The sequence below is a fragment of the Enterobacter asburiae genome (genome assembly GCF_007035645.1).
Classification (GTDB): Bacteria; Pseudomonadota; Gammaproteobacteria; order Enterobacterales; family Enterobacteriaceae; genus Enterobacter; species Enterobacter asburiae_B.
On record NZ_AP019632.1, the window covers coordinates 240430 to 255198 of the forward strand.

11 protein-coding genes and 1 rRNA gene are annotated in these 14769 nt (G+C 57.1%); 8 read left to right on the forward strand and 4 right to left on the reverse strand.

The genetic code is table 11. From position 1 onward, the window contains the following. Positions 1-67 precede the first annotated feature (67 nt). The 5 genes from rrf (at position 68) to aceK (ending at position 6291) form a co-directional block, all read left to right on the forward strand. Positions 68-183, forward strand: a 5S ribosomal RNA gene (rrf, locus tag FOY96_RS01090). A 179-nt stretch (positions 184-362) separates the two neighbouring features. Next, positions 363-1292: a homoserine O-acetyltransferase MetA gene (gene metA / locus FOY96_RS01095; protein WP_024906663.1), complete on the forward strand. Its 930-nt coding sequence runs from the start codon at positions 363-365 to the stop codon at positions 1290-1292. A gap of 270 nt (positions 1293-1562) precedes the next feature. Then, the gene (aceB, locus tag FOY96_RS01100) at positions 1563-3164 is read left to right on the forward strand and encodes a malate synthase A (protein WP_039264171.1); all 1602 of its coding nucleotides are present in this window, start codon (positions 1563-1565) and stop codon (positions 3162-3164) included. 31 nt (positions 3165-3195) lie between these two features. After that, a complete protein-coding gene (gene aceA / locus FOY96_RS01105) occupies positions 3196-4500 on the forward strand; it encodes an isocitrate lyase (RefSeq protein WP_023309986.1) in 1305 nt (434 codons plus the stop codon). 51 nt (positions 4501-4551) lie between these two features. Further along, positions 4552-6291, forward strand: coding sequence for a bifunctional isocitrate dehydrogenase kinase/phosphatase (gene aceK / locus FOY96_RS01110; RefSeq protein WP_143346386.1), 1740 nt, complete (start codon positions 4552-4554; stop codon positions 6289-6291). A gap of 68 nt (positions 6292-6359) precedes the next feature. Here aceK and iclR read toward each other — a convergent pair whose 3' ends face one another. Further along, a complete protein-coding gene (gene iclR / locus FOY96_RS01115; RefSeq protein WP_045888359.1) occupies positions 6360-7190 on the reverse strand; it encodes a glyoxylate bypass operon transcriptional repressor IclR in 831 nt (276 codons plus the stop codon). Positions 7191-7383: 193 nt separating this feature from the next. On the opposite strand from iclR, the gene metH reads away from it, so the two are divergent. After that, on the forward strand, positions 7384-11067 hold the full coding sequence (gene metH / locus FOY96_RS01120; RefSeq protein ID WP_143346387.1) for a methionine synthase: 3684 nt from the start codon (positions 7384-7386) through the stop codon (positions 11065-11067). Between the two features lie 115 nt (positions 11068-11182). After that, positions 11183-12814, forward strand: a complete 1632-nt coding sequence (locus FOY96_RS01125; RefSeq protein ID WP_033144374.1) for a Na/Pi cotransporter family protein — start codon at positions 11183-11185, stop codon at positions 12812-12814. Here FOY96_RS01125 and FOY96_RS01130 read toward each other — a convergent pair. After that, entirely contained in the window at positions 12811-13098 is a 288-nt protein-coding gene (locus FOY96_RS01130; RefSeq protein ID WP_096151293.1) for an addiction module antidote protein, read from the reverse strand. The genes FOY96_RS01125 and FOY96_RS01130 overlap by 4 nt on opposite strands. 6 nt (positions 13099-13104) lie before the next feature. Then, positions 13105-13407 carry a type II toxin-antitoxin system RelE/ParE family toxin gene (locus FOY96_RS01135; RefSeq protein ID WP_039264167.1) on the reverse strand — a complete coding sequence of 101 codons (303 nt, stop codon included), beginning with the start codon at positions 13405-13407 and terminating at the stop codon, positions 13105-13107. Positions 13408-13604: 197 nt separating this feature from the next. Here FOY96_RS01135 and rluF point away from each other — a divergent pair, with 197 nt between their 5' ends. Next, positions 13605-14477: a 23S rRNA pseudouridine(2604) synthase RluF gene (rluF, locus tag FOY96_RS01140; protein WP_039264166.1), complete on the forward strand. Its 873-nt coding sequence runs from the start codon at positions 13605-13607 to the stop codon at positions 14475-14477. Here rluF and FOY96_RS01145 read toward each other — a convergent pair whose 3' ends face one another. Next, positions 14478-14750 (reverse strand): YjbD family protein, encoded by a 273-nt coding sequence (locus tag FOY96_RS01145; protein WP_023309994.1) that lies wholly within the window; start codon positions 14748-14750, stop codon positions 14478-14480. Positions 14751-14769 lie beyond the last annotated feature (19 nt).

The following is a 14769-nucleotide window of genomic DNA, read 5'->3' on the forward strand; positions in this document are numbered from 1 at the left end:
ACGCCGAAGCTGTTTCGGCGGATGAGACAGACATGATTTTCAGCCTGATACAGATTAACAGAATTTGCCTGGCGGCTTTAGCGCGGTGGTCCCACCTGACCCCATGCCGAACTCAGAAGTGAAACGCCGTAGCGCCGATGGTAGTGTGGGGTCTCCCCATGTGAGAGTAGGGAACTGCCAGGCATCAATTAGAAGAACCCCGTACCGTAAGGTGCGGGGTTTTTTGCTTTTGTTTTTCCCTCTTTCCCTCCTTGAAACTTTCTCACCTTCCGCTTGCAGGCTCGACATTATGCCCGTTTCTGGGTATCGTTAGCTATCTGGATGTCTAAACGTTTATACGTATGCTGTGAGGATATAAAGCTATGCCGATTCGGGTGCAGGACGAGCTACCAGCCGTCAATTTCTTGCGTGAAGAAAACGTCTTCGTCATGACGGCTTCGCGTGCGACAGGTCAGGAAATTCGCCCGCTGAAGGTGCTTATTCTCAATCTGATGCCAAAAAAGATCGAAACAGAAAACCAGTTCCTGCGTCTTCTGTCGAACTCTCCGCTGCAGGTGGATATCCAGCTGCTGCGAATCGATGCCCGTGAATCACGTAACACGCCATCTGAGCATCTGAACAACTTCTACTGTAACTTCGATGACATTCAGGGGGAAAACTTCGACGGACTGATCGTGACCGGCGCGCCGCTCGGCTTGGTTGAATTTAACGATGTCGCCTACTGGCCTCAGATCAAACAGGTTCTGGAGTGGGCAAAAGATCACGTTACCTCCACATTGTTTGTCTGTTGGGCGGTACAAGCCGCACTGAATATTCTTTATGGCATCCCCAAGCAAACCCGCACTGAAAAGCTCTCTGGCGTATACGAACACCACATTCTTCACCCGCACGCTTTGCTGACGCGTGGTTTCGATGACTCTTTCCTGGCCCCGCATTCGCGCTACGCCGATTTCCCGGCCCAGCTGATTCGTGATTACACCGATCTGGAGATCCTGGCCGAAACGGAAGACGGAGATGCTTACCTGTTTGCCAGCAAGGATAAACGCATTGCTTTTGTGACCGGACATCCTGAGTACGATCCGCATACCCTCGCATCAGAGTATTTCCGTGATGTCGAAGCGGGTCTTAATCCGGATGTACCGTACAACTATTTCCCGAAAGACGATCCGCAAAACAAACCGAGAGCAACCTGGCGCAGCCACGGAAATTTGCTTTTCACTAACTGGCTCAACTATTACGTCTACCAGATAACGCCATACGATCTGCGTCACATGAATCCAACGCTGGAGTAATCTTCTGCACTAAACGATCCTAAAGCGTTTCAGCTATTCAAATCAGGCACCTTCGGGTGCCTTTTTTATTTCCGAAATGTCGCCCACCCTCCAGTTAAACTTTAATTTCAATAAAATCAGACAATTAAATTCAATATTAAATTAAAATGGAAATTGTTTTTGATTTTAGAAAAAATATAGATAGTCTTAATTCTGCTGAGCGAAAACTACCCAACGATCTTTCGTTCGCATCGGGGGCGTGATTTTGGATCTTTGATGAGGAGCAGAGTAATGACTCAACAGGCAACGACGGTCGATGAACTGGCCTTTACCCAGCCGTATGGCGAGCAAGAACAGCAGGTTTTGACGGCGGAAGCGGTAGAATTTCTGACTGAACTGGTGACCCGCTTTACGCCGCAGCGTAATAAGCTGCTGGCGGCACGCATTCATCAGCAGCAGGAAATTGACGATGGCAAGTTGCCTGGATTCATTTCGGAAACCGCTTCCATTCGTCGCGGTGAGTGGAAAATCCGCGGCATCCCTGAAGATTTACAGGATCGTCGCGTTGAGATCACCGGTCCGGTAGAGCGCAAAATGGTGATCAACGCCATGAACGCCAACGTTAAAGTCTTCATGGCCGATTTTGAAGACTCTCTGGCGCCGGACTGGCGTAAGGTCATCGAGGGGCAGATCAACCTGCGCGACGCCGTGAACGGCACCATCAGCTATACCAACGAAGCCGGCAAAATTTACCAGCTCAAACCGAACCCGGCGGTGCTGATCTGTCGCGTACGCGGCCTGCACCTGCCTGAAAAACATGTCACCTGGCGTGGGGAAGCCATTCCGGGCAGCCTGTTTGATTTCGCACTCTATTTCTTCCACAACTACAAGAACCTGCTGGCAAAAGGCAGCGGCCCTTATTTCTATCTGCCAAAAACGCAGGCCTGGCAGGAAGCGGCCTGGTGGAGCGAAGTGTTCAGCTACGCGGAAGATCGTTTCAACCTGCCGCGCGGCACCATCAAAGCCACGCTGCTGATTGAAACGCTGCCTGCCGTGTTCCAGATGAATGAAATTCTGCACGCCCTGCGCGATCACATCGTCGGCCTGAACTGCGGGCGCTGGGACTATATTTTCAGCTACATCAAAACCCTGAAAAACTATCCCGACCGCGTACTGCCGGATCGCCAGGTCGTGACCATGGATAAACCGTTCCTGAGCGCCTACTCGCGCCTGCTGATCAAAACCTGCCACAAGCGCGGCGCCTTTGCGATGGGCGGCATGGCGGCATTTATCCCGAGCAAAGACGCAGAGCGGAACAATCAGGTGCTCAACAAGGTGAAGGCTGATAAAGAGCTTGAAGCCCGTAACGGTCACGACGGCACGTGGATTGCCCATCCCGGCCTGGCCGATACGGCGATGGAGGTCTTTAACCGCGTTCTCGGCGACAACAAAAACCAGCTGTTTGTCACGCGTGAAGACGATGCCCCAACGGCTGAAGAACAGCTGCTGGCACCGTGCGCGGGCGAGCGTACGGAAGAGGGCATGCGTGCCAATATCCGCGTCGCGGTCCAGTACATCGAAGCGTGGATCTCCGGCAACGGCTGCGTACCTATCTACGGCCTGATGGAAGATGCCGCGACGGCGGAGATTTCACGTACCTCCATCTGGCAGTGGATCCACCATCAAAAAACGCTCAGCAACGGCAAACCGGTGACCAAGACCCTGTTCCGCCAGATGCTGGCCGAAGAGATGCGGGTGATCCAGGACGAGCTGGGCGAGCACCGCTTCAGCAGCGGACGTTTTGACGACGCCGCGCGCCTGATGGAGCAAATCACCACATCAGATGACTTAATCGACTTCCTGACCCTGCCGGGCTACCGCTTCCTGGCGTAACTCACCACATAACAATATGGAGCATCTGCACATGAAAACCCGTACCCAACAAATCGAAGAGTTGAAGAAAGAGTGGACACAGCCTCGCTGGGAAGGCATCCGCCGTCCTTACAGCGCGGAGGAAGTGGTGAAATTACGCGGCTCGGTCAATCCGGAATGCACGCTGGCACAGAACGGTGCGGCGAAAATGTGGAAGCTGCTGCACGGTGGCTCTAAAAAGGGCTACATCAACAGCCTCGGCGCGCTGACCGGCGGTCAGGCGCTGCAGCAGGCGAAGGCGGGTATTGAGGCGATTTATCTCTCCGGCTGGCAGGTTGCGGCGGACGCTAACCTGGCGTCCAGCATGTACCCGGATCAGTCGCTCTATCCGGCTAACTCCGTGCCGTCGGTGGTGGATCGGATCAACAATACCTTCCGCCGTGCGGATCAGATCCAGTGGGCTGCCGGTATCGAACCTGGCGATCCGCGCTTTACTGACTACTTCCTGCCGATCGTCGCGGATGCGGAGGCGGGCTTCGGCGGCGTGCTGAACGCCTTCGAGCTGATGAAATCGATGATTGAGGCCGGTGCAGCGGCCGTTCACTTCGAAGACCAGCTGGCGTCAGTGAAAAAATGCGGACACATGGGCGGTAAGGTGCTGGTTCCTACACAGGAAGCCGTACAGAAGCTGGTTGCCGCGCGTCTGGCCGCGGACGTGCTCGGCGTGCCGACGCTGGTGATTGCCCGTACTGATGCGGACGCGGCGGACCTGATCACCTCTGACTGTGACCCGTACGACAGCGAGTTCATCACCGGCGAGCGTACCAGTGAAGGCTTCTACCGCACCCATGCCGGCATTGAACAGGCGATCAGCCGCGGCCTGGCGTACGCGCCTTATGCGGACCTGGTCTGGTGTGAAACCTCCACGCCGGATCTGGCGCTGGCAAAACGCTTTGCCGACGCCATCCACGCGAAGTATCCGGGAAAACTGCTGGCCTACAACTGCTCGCCGTCCTTCAACTGGCAGAAAAAGCTGGATGACAAAACCATCGCCAGCTTCCAGCAGCAGTTGTCCGACATGGGCTACAAATACCAGTTCATTACCCTGGCAGGCATCCACAGCATGTGGTTCAACATGTTCGACCTGGCGCACGCCTATGCGCAGGGTGAGGGCATGAAGCACTACGTTGAGAAGGTGCAGCAGCCGGAGTTTGCGGCGGGCAAAGACGGTTACACCTTCGTGTCTCACCAGCAGGAGGTGGGAACCGGCTACTTTGACAATGTGACCACGATTATCCAGGGCGGAACCTCCTCCGTCACCGCCTTAACGGGTTCAACGGAAGAAGCACAGTTCTAATCTTTTCCCCCTCTCCCCTCTCGGGGAGAGGGTTGGGGTGAGGGGGAATATATGTCGCGTGGCCTGGAATTGCTGATTGCCCAAACTATTTTGCAGGGCTTCGATGCCCAGTATGGTCGTTTTCTTGAAGTGACATCCGGCGCGCAGCAGCGCTTCGAACATGCAGACTGGCATGCGGTTCAGCAGGCCATGAAGCAGCGTATCCATCTCTATGACCACCACGTGGGTCTGGTGGTGGAGCAGCTGCGCTGTATTACCGACGGTAAAAGCCCGGACGCGGAATTTTTACTGCGCGTGAAAGAGCACTACACCCATTTGTTACCCGATTACCCGCGCTTCGAGATTGCGGAGAGCTTTTTCAACTCCGTCTATTGTCGGTTATTTGACCACCGCTCACTATCTCCTGAGCGGTTATTTATCTTCAGCTCCCAGCCCGAGCGACGCTTTCGAACCATTCCCCGTCCGCTGGCGAAAGATTTCTTTCCCGATCGCGGATGGGAAAAGCTCCTGCACCGCGTGCTAACGGATCTGCCGCTGCGCCTGCCCTGGGAGAGTAAAACCCGGGATATCGGCTATATCCACGCCCATCTCAACGAAACCTTCGGCGCTGAGGTGCTCAGCCACAGCCATTTGCAGGTTGCCAACGAGCTTTTCTACCGCAATAAAGCCGCCTGGCTGGTGGGCAAACTGGTTACGCCGACCGCCATTGTGCCTTTTCTGCTGCCCATTCACCGTACCGACGACGGGGAACTGTTTGTCGATACTTGCCTGACCACCGGCGCCGAGGCCAGCATCGTGTTTGGCTTCGCCCGCTCCTATTTCATGGTGTACGCCCCGCTGCCTGCCGCGCTGGTGGAGTGGCTGCGCGAGATCCTGCCGGGCAAAACCACCGCCGAACTGTATATGGCCATTGGCTGCCAGAAGCACGCCAAAACGGAAAGCTATAGGGAGTACCTGCGTTATGTCACCGCGGCCGATGAGCAGTTTATCGAAGCGCCCGGCATTCGCGGTATGGTGATGCTGGTGTTTACGCTGCCGGGTTTCGACCGGGTCTTTAAGGTGATTAAAGACAGATTCGCGCCGCAGAAAGAGATGACCGCCGCGCACGTTCGCGCCTGCTATCAGCTGGTTAAAGAGCACGACCGCGTCGGGCGCATGGCGGATACCCAGGAGTTCGAAAACTTTGTGCTGGATAAACAGCAGATCGACCCGGCGCTCATGGCGCTGTTAATGCAGGAAGCACCTGCGAAAATCACCGATCTTGGCGACAAAATTGCCATTAGCCATCTCTACATCGAACGCCGCATGGTGCCGCTGAATATCTGGCTTGAGCAGTCCGAAGGTCAGGCGCTGCGGGATGCCATTGAAGAATACGGCAACGCGATTCGCCAGCTTGCCGCCGCCAATATTTTCCCGGGCGACATGCTGTTTAAAAACTTCGGCGTCACCCGTCACGGGCGCGTGGTGTTCTACGATTACGACGAAATTTGCTACATGACCGAAGTGAATTTCCGCGATATACCACAGCCCCGCTACCCGGAAGACGAGCTTTCCGGTGAGCCGTGGTACAGCGTCTCGCCGGGCGATGTTTTTCCGGAGGAGTTTCGCCACTGGCTGTGCGCCGACCCGCGCATCGGGCCGCTATTCGAAGAGATGCATGAGGATCTGTTCCGCGCCAGCTACTGGCGCGGGCTGCAAACGCGGATCAAAAACGGGCATGTCGAAGATGTGTACGCTTACCGCCGCAAGCAGAGGTTTTGCATTAGGTTTGCACCCTCTCGAGCAGGGTGAGGGCATCAGATTTTCTCCCTCTCCCTGCGGGAGAGGGCCGGGGTGAGGGCATCAGGCCGCACTCAATCTCAACGAATCCCACCGTACGCCAGCGTCACCTCTTTCGCCGCCTTAATCACCAGCGCGCCCAGCTCGGTCACGCGGTCGTCGGTCATCCGCGAAATCGGCCCGGAGATGGATATGGCGGCAAACGGCTCGCGGTGCTCGTCAAAAATACAGGCCGCGAGGCAGCGCAGGCCCAGGGCATGTTCTTCATCATCAAACGAATAGCCGCGCTTGCGGGTCAGGGCCAGATCTTCTTTCAGATGCACGGGCGACACCAGCGTGGCGTGGGTATAGGCGTGCAGCCCTTTACGGTGCAGCAGTCCCGTCACCTGCTCTTCGCTCAGCTGCGAGAGAAACGCTTTCCCCGCCCCGGAGGCGTGCATCGGCAGCTTGCCGCCAATCGGTGCGGACATGCGCATCAGCTGCGTGCACTGCACCTGGTCGATGATAATCGCCTGGTGGTCGCTCTGGTCCAGCACCGCCAGGTTTACGGTCTCGCCGGACTCCTCCATCAGCTTGCGCAGAATCGGGTGCACAATCGCCAGCAGGTTGCGGCTCTGAAGGAAGCTGCTGCCGACGATAAACGCATGCGCGCCCACCGCCCAGTGCCCCAGCTCGCCGACCTGGCGGACAAAGCCCAGCTGCTGCATGGTGGTCAGCAGGCGGTGCGTCGTGGAGTTCGGCAGGCCAGCCTGCTGGGCCAGCTCGGTCAGGGCCACGCTGCTGTGCGACTCGGCTATCCACTCCAGCAGCTTCAAACCGCGCGTGAGCGATTGAACCTGTCCGCCCTGTTGTGCGGCGGCGGTGGTGGCAGCAGGTTTTCTGCCGCGTTTAGCGGGAACGGTCGCGACCATGACGATCTCCTTTTTCTGTATCGTGGAAATCATTTTCGTTTTATTTGGTGAATTTGCAACCGTTATCCTGACTGATCGGAGGAGTGATGGTGAACATGTCTCATGTTACCGCTGTGCGGCTTTTCCACCCTGCGAGATTGTGCCAGTATGGAACGCAGCCTTATGGCCTTGTTGAGCGTTGTCGGGAGCAAGTGTGAGCAGCAAAGTAGAGCAACTGCGTGCGCAGTTAAATGAACGAATTCTGGTGCTGGACGGCGGCATGGGCACCATGATCCAGGGGTATCGTCTGAGTGAAGATGATTTCCGCGGCGAACGCTTTGCCGACTGGCCCTGCGACCTGAAAGGGAACAACGACCTGCTGGTGCTCAGCAAGCCGTCCGTCATTAAGGATATCCACAACGCCTACTTCGAAGCGGGTGCGGATATCGTTGAAACCAACACATTCAACTCGACAACCATCGCCATGGCGGATTACCAGATGGAATCCCTGTCGGCGGAAATCAACCTGGAAGCCGCGAAGCTGGCGCGCGCCTGCGCCGACGAGTGGACGGCCCGCACGCCGGACAAGCCTCGCTACGTTGCCGGGGTGCTTGGCCCGACGAACCGCACCGCGTCGATTTCACCGGACGTCAACGACCCGGCGTTTCGTAATATCACCTTCGATCAGCTGGTTGCGGCCTATCGTGAATCGACCAAAGCGCTGGTGGAAGGCGGTTCCGATCTGATCCTGATTGAAACCGTATTCGACACCCTCAATGCCAAAGCCGCGATTTACGCGGTGAAAGAGGAGTTTGAAGCGCTCGGCGTTGACCTGCCGATCATGATTTCCGGCACCATCACCGACGCCTCCGGCCGTACCCTGTCCGGCCAGACAACCGAAGCGTTTTATAACTCCCTGCGCCACGCCGAAGCGCTCTCCTTTGGCCTGAACTGCGCGCTGGGGCCGGATGAACTGCGCCAGTACGTGCAGGAGCTTTCCCGTATCGCGGAATGCTATGTCACCGCCCACCCGAACGCCGGTCTGCCAAACGCGTTTGGTGAATACGATCTCGATGCCGACACCATGGCGGCGCAAATCCGCGAGTGGGCCGAGTCTGGCTTCCTGAACATCGTCGGCGGCTGCTGCGGCACCACGCCGGAGCATATCGCGGCTATGAGCAACGCCGTGGCCGGACTGCCGCCGCGCAAGCTGCCCGAGCTTCCGGTTGCCTGTCGTCTGTCCGGCCTGGAGCCGTTGACCATCGGCGACGACAGCCTGTTTGTGAACGTGGGTGAGCGTACTAACGTCACCGGTTCCGCAAAGTTCAAGCGCCTGATTAAAGAAGAGAAGTACAGCGAAGCGCTGGACGTTGCCCGCCAGCAGGTGGAAAGCGGCGCGCAGATTATCGATATCAACATGGATGAGGGGATGCTCGACGCCGAAGCGGCGATGGTGCGTTTCCTCAACCTGATTGCCGGTGAGCCGGACATTGCCCGCGTGCCGATCATGATTGACTCCTCCAAGTGGGAAGTCATCGAAAAAGGGTTGAAGTGCATCCAGGGTAAAGGCATCGTCAACTCCATCTCGATGAAAGAGGGCGTTGATATCTTTATCCACCACGCGAAGATGGTCCGCCGCTACGGTGCCACCGTGGTGGTGATGGCCTTTGACGAAGTGGGTCAGGCCGATACCCGCGAGCGCAAAATCGAGATTTGCCGCCGCGCGTACAAGATTTTGACCGAAGAGGTGGGCTTCCCGCCGGAAGACATTATCTTTGACCCGAATATCTTCGCCGTTGCGACCGGGATTGAAGAGCACAACAACTACGCCCAGGACTTTATCGGCGCATGTGAAGACATCAAGCGCGAGCTGCCGCATGCGCTGATCTCCGGCGGCGTGTCGAACGTGTCGTTCTCGTTCCGCGGCAACGACCCGGTGCGTGAGGCGATCCACGCTGTGTTCCTCTACTACGCCATCCGCAACGGCATGGACATGGGGATCGTTAACGCCGGCCAGCTGGCGATTTACGACGACCTTCCCGCCGAGCTGCGCGATGCCGTCGAGGACGTGATCCTTAACCGCCGCGACGACGCCACCGAGCGTATGCTGGACCTGGCGGAGAAATACCGCGGCAGCAAATCGGATGAGGCGGCAAACGTTCAGCAGGCCGAGTGGCGTTCGTGGGACGTGAAAAAGCGTCTGGAATACTCGCTGGTCAAAGGTATCACCGAATTTATCGAGCTTGATACCGAAGAGGCACGCCAGCAGGCAGCCCGCCCGATTGAGGTGATCGAAGGCCCGCTGATGGACGGCATGAACGTGGTCGGCGATCTGTTCGGCGAGGGCAAAATGTTCCTGCCGCAGGTGGTGAAATCCGCCCGCGTGATGAAGCAGGCGGTGGCCTATCTGGAGCCCTACATCGAAGCCAGCAAAGAGAAAGGCTCCAGCAACGGCAAGATGGTTATCGCCACCGTGAAGGGCGACGTGCACGACATCGGCAAGAACATCGTTGGCGTAGTGCTGCAGTGTAATAACTACGAGATTATCGACCTCGGCGTGATGGTCCCGGCGGACAAAATCCTCAAGACCGCGCGCGAAGTGAACGCCGACCTGATTGGCCTCTCCGGCCTGATTACGCCGTCGCTCGACGAAATGGTCAACGTGGCAAAAGAGATGGAGCGACAGGGCTTCACCATTCCGTTATTGATTGGCGGGGCGACCACCTCGAAAGCGCACACGGCGGTGAAAATCGAGCAGAACTACAGCGGCCCGACGGTCTACGTGCAGAACGCCTCGCGTACGGTGGGCGTGGTCTCCGCGCTGCTCTCCGACACCCAGCGCGATGACTTTGTGGCGCGCACCCGCAAAGAGTACGAAACCGTTCGCATTCAGCACGGCCGTAAGAAGCCGCGCACCCCGCCTGTTTCGCTTCAGGCGGCGCGCGACAACGATCTGGCCTTCGACTGGTCCAGCTACACGCCGCCGGTCGCGCACCGCCTGGGCGTGCAGGACGTAACGGCCAGCATCGAGACGCTGCGCAACTACATCGACTGGACGCCGTTCTTTATGACCTGGTCGCTGGCGGGCAAATATCCGCGCATCCTGGAAGACGAGGTGGTTGGCGAGGAGGCGAAGCGCCTGTTTAAAGATGCCAACGATATGCTCGACACGCTGAGCGCAGAGAAAAGCCTCAACCCGCGCGGCGTGGTGGGCCTGTTCCCGGCGAACCGCGTGGGCGACGACATCGAAATCTATCGCGATGAAACCCGCACCCACGTGCTGGCGGTCAGCCGCCATCTGCGCCAGCAAACCGAGAAAGTGGGCTTTGCCAACTACTGCCTGGCCGATTTTGTCGCGCCGAAGCTGAGTGGTAAAGCCGACTATATCGGCGCTTTTGCGGTAACCGGCGGTCTCGAAGAAGACGCGCTGGCGGACGCGTTTGAAGCTCAGCACGATGATTACAATAAAATCATGGTGAAAGCGATTGCCGACCGCCTGGCGGAAGCCTTCGCCGAGTACCTCCACGAGCGCGTGCGTAAGGTGCACTGGGGCTACGCGGCGAATGAAAACCTCAGCAATGAGGATCTGATCCGCGAAAATTACCAGGGCATTCGCCCGGCGCCGGGCTATCCGGCCTGTCCGGAGCACACCGAAAAAGGCACCATCTGGAAGCTGCTGGACGTGGAAACCCATACCGGGATGAAGCTCACCGAGTCGTTCGCCATGTGGCCAGGCGCGTCCGTTTCCGGCTGGTACTTCAGCCATCCGGACAGCAAGTACTTTGCCGTGGCGCAGCTGCAGCGGGATCAGATTGAAGATTATGCCCTGCGCAAAGGCATGAGCGTGTCTGAAGTGGAGCGCTGGCTGGCGCCAAATCTCGGCTACGACGCCGACTAAATCACTTTTCCTTACAACAAACAGGGCGCTCATGGGGCGCCCTGTCTCTTTCTTACGTTTAAACCCTTATACTGAACCTATGGAAAACGAATAACGATAAGGAGGAAAACCTTCCGTGCTGACCCTGTTACACCTGCTCTCTGCAGTCGCCCTGCTCGTATGGGGCACCCATATCGTCCGTACCGGCGTGATGCGCGTATTTGGCGCGCGCTTGCGTACCGTTCTCAGCAGCAGCGTTGAGAAGAAGCCGCTCGCCTTCTGCGCGGGCATTGGCGTCACGGCACTGGTGCAGAGCAGTAACGCCACGACCCTGCTTGTCACCTCCTTTGTGGCGCAGGATCTGGTGGCGCTGGCCCCGGCGCTGGTGATTGTGCTGGGTGCGGATGTAGGTACCGCGCTGATGGCGCGTGTTCTGACCTTCGATCTCTCCTGGCTGTCGCCGCTGCTGATTTTTCTCGGCGTCATCTTCTTCCTCGGCCGCAAACAGACGCGCGCCGGGCAGCTCGGGCGCGTAGGAATTGGCCTCGGGCTGATCCTGCTGGCGCTGGAGCTGATTGTGCAGGCGGTCACGCCAATCACCGAGGCCAATGGCGTTCAGGTCATCTTCGCCTCCCTGACCGGGGACATCATGCTGGACGCGCTCATTGGCGCGGTGTTTGCTATCGTCAGCTACTCCAGCCTGGCGGCGGTTCTGCTGACGGCCACGCTTACCGCCGCAGGGGCGATCTCTTTCCCGGTAGCGCTGTGTCTGGTGATCGGGGCCAACCTCGGCTCAGGCCTGCTGGCGATGCTTAACAACAGCGCCGCCAACGCCGCCGCCCGCCGCGTGGCGCTGGGCAGCCTGCTGTTTAAGCTGGTGGGCAGCCTGATTATCCTGCCCTTTATCCACCCGCTGGCGAACCTGATGGACAATCTCCCGCTGCCGAAGGCGGAGCTGGTGATCTACTTCCACGTGTTCTACAACCTGGTGCGCTGCCTGGCGATGGTCCCTTTTGCCGGGCCGATGGCCCGCTTCTGCGAGCGTCTCATTCAGGACGAACCGGAGCTGGATGCGCGCCTGAAGCCGAAGCACCTGGATACGTCCGCTCTGGATACCCCGGCGCTGGCGCTGGCGAATGCCGCGCGCGAGACGCTGCGCATGGGCGACGCAATGGAAACCATGCTCGAAGGCCTGCAAAAGGTGATGCACGGCGAGCCGCGTGAAGAGAAAGAACTGCGCAGACTGGCGGACGATATCAACGTGCTCTATACCGCTATCAAGCTTTACCTGGCGCGTATGCCGCAGGACGAGTTGGCGGAAGAGGAGTCCCGCCGCTGGGCGGAAATCATCGAGATGTCGCTTAACCTTGAGCAGGCCTCGGATATCGTGGAGCGTATGGGCAGCGAGATCGCCGACAAATCCCTTGCCGCGCGTCGTGCGTTTTCAGGTGAAGGCCTGAAGGAGCTGGAAGCGCTGCACGAACAGCTGGTCAGCAACCTCAAGCTGGCGATGCTGGTCTTCTTCTCCAGCGACGTGCCGAGCGCGCGCCGCCTGCGCCGCAACAAGCATCGTTTCCGCATTCTGAACCGCCGCTACTCGCACGCCCACGTTGAGCGTCTGCACCAGCAGAACGTGCAGAGTATCGAAACCAGTTCGCTGCACTTGGGGCTGCTGGGGGATATGAAGCGTCTCAACTCGTTGTTCTGCGCGGTGGCGTACAGCGTGATGGAACAGCCGGATGAAGACGACGAGCGGGATGAGTATTAATCTTCGGCGTGTTTGATTGTTAGCCCAAGACCCAATGCTTTCATGACCGCCAGAGTGGTTTTAAGCGTTGGGTTTCCTTTATCACTGAACGATCGATACAGTTGCTCTCGTGATAGGCCAGTTTGCTGTGAAATGGTCGACATTCCTTTCGCTCGCGCGATGACGCCCAGAGCTTTAGCAATATACGCTGAGTCGCCCGTTTCTAAGGCATCAGCCATAAACACGGCGATTTCCTCGTCATCCACCAGCGCATTGGCTGGATCGTAGGGTGTTAATTTATGCATGCTCATTCACTCCTGCCATTGGGATACATTGCTCAGCATTTTTGCCATAAGTATGTCTCTGGCCTGGCTGCTTTTGTCACCACCACACAACAGCACGATGATGCAATTGCCCTGGTCTTTAAAATAGATTCTGTAGCCCGGACCATAGTGGATCCTCAGCTCACTTATACCTTCGCCCACGGGTTTAATGTCGCCCGCTAAACCATTTGCCAACCGAAAGAGGCGGGAAGCGATAATGGTTTTCGCTCGCCGATCTTTTAAGTTTTGCTCCCAGCGTTGGAAGGATTCTGTCTGAACGATCTCCTTCATATTACTCCATGTGATTTATAAACTACAAATAATTGTCTCTGGAGAGTAAAGCTAAAAGGAGTTAGCTCAAGGATAAATGGCCTGACGCTAAATCCTGAAAGCGTCTCGCAAAATAAAAAACCCGTCTCAGTAACCGTCGGCTAATCTTTTTTTCCAGCCCATACCTAAGGTATATTTCGCCCTTCACAGGAGAAACTATGCTGCAAACTCAATCAACCCGATTAAACAAATACATTAGCGAGAGCGGGATCTGCTCACGTCGCGAGGCTGACCGTTACATTGAACAAGGTAACGTGTTTCTTAACGGCAAACGCGCCACCATCGGCGACCAGGTGGTCCCTGGCGATGTGGTTAAAGTGAATGGTCAGGTCATCGAACCGCGTGATGCTGAAGACCTAGTGTTTATCGCGTTGAACAAACCGGTTGGGATTGTCAGCACCACGGAAGACGGTGAGCGGGACAACATCGTTGATTTCGTGAACCACAGCAGCCGTATCTTCCCGATTGGCCGTCTGGATAAAGACTCTCAGGGGCTGATTTTCCTCACCAACCACGGCGATCTGGTCAACAAAATTCTGCGTGCCGGTAATGACCACGAGAAAGAGTATGTCGTTACGGTGAACAAGCCGGTGACGGACGAATTTATTCGCGGCATGGGCGCCGGGGTGCCGATCCTCGGTACCGTCACGAAAAAGTGTAAGGTGAAGAAAGAAGCGCCGTTCGCGTTCCGCATTACGCTGGTGCAGGGCTTAAACCGCCAGATCCGCCGTATGTGCGAGCACTTCGGTTATGAAGTGACGAAGCTGGAACGCACGCGCATCATGAACGTCAGCCTGTCCGGTATCCCGCTGGGCGAGTGGCGCGATTTAACGGATGATGAGCTGATTGAACTCTTCAAGCTTATCGAGAACTCCTCGTCCGAAGCGAAGCCGAAGGCCAAAGCAAAACCGAAAACCCAGGCGATTAAGCGCCCGGTGGTGAAGGCGCCTCAGGCGGAAGATAAGGGGCGAGGCAAGCCGGGTAATGGAAAACGCTTTACCCAGCCGGGGCGCAAAAAGAAAGGGCGCTGATTAGCGCCTTCCACGGGTAGACGTTGTGGCGGACCAGGAAAAGGTCGCCTCTGCATCGGGTTTATAAGCCTGCTCTTTTTTAAGCTTGCGGGCTTTTTTCGCCGCGGCGTCACGCTGCGCCATCAGCTTATCGATGTACTCTTTTTTCACCTGATTGGTTTCGGCGTTCGTCAGCGTGCGGCCATGTGCGATACGGGCACGGTCGAGAAGCGTTTTCAGTTCGCGCTGCTCGGCTTCCGTCATGTCTTTCTGGGTCAAACGTGGTGTAGCCATTGCTGAAGCCTCCTGATAG

Coding starts and splice junctions, on each gene's coding strand:
- FOY96_RS01145 (WP_023309994.1), bottom strand. CDS start 14,750: ATGGCTACACCACGTTTGACCCAGAAAGACATGACGGAAGCCGAGCAG.
- aceA (WP_023309986.1), top strand. CDS start 3,196: ATGAAAACCCGTACCCAACAAATCGAAGAGTTGAAGAAAGAGTGGACA.
- iclR (WP_045888359.1), bottom strand. CDS start 7,190: ATGGTCGCGACCGTTCCCGCTAAACGCGGCAGAAAACCTGCTGCCACC.
- FOY96_RS01135 (WP_039264167.1), bottom strand. CDS start 13,407: ATGAAGGAGATCGTTCAGACAGAATCCTTCCAACGCTGGGAGCAAAAC.
- FOY96_RS01130 (WP_096151293.1), bottom strand. CDS start 13,098: ATGCATAAATTAACACCCTACGATCCAGCCAATGCGCTGGTGGATGAC.
- rluF (WP_039264166.1), top strand. CDS start 13,605: ATGCTGCAAACTCAATCAACCCGATTAAACAAATACATTAGCGAGAGC.
- aceB (WP_039264171.1), top strand. CDS start 1,563: ATGACTCAACAGGCAACGACGGTCGATGAACTGGCCTTTACCCAGCCG.
- aceK (WP_143346386.1), top strand. CDS start 4,552: ATGTCGCGTGGCCTGGAATTGCTGATTGCCCAAACTATTTTGCAGGGC.
- metA (WP_024906663.1), top strand. CDS start 363: ATGCCGATTCGGGTGCAGGACGAGCTACCAGCCGTCAATTTCTTGCGT.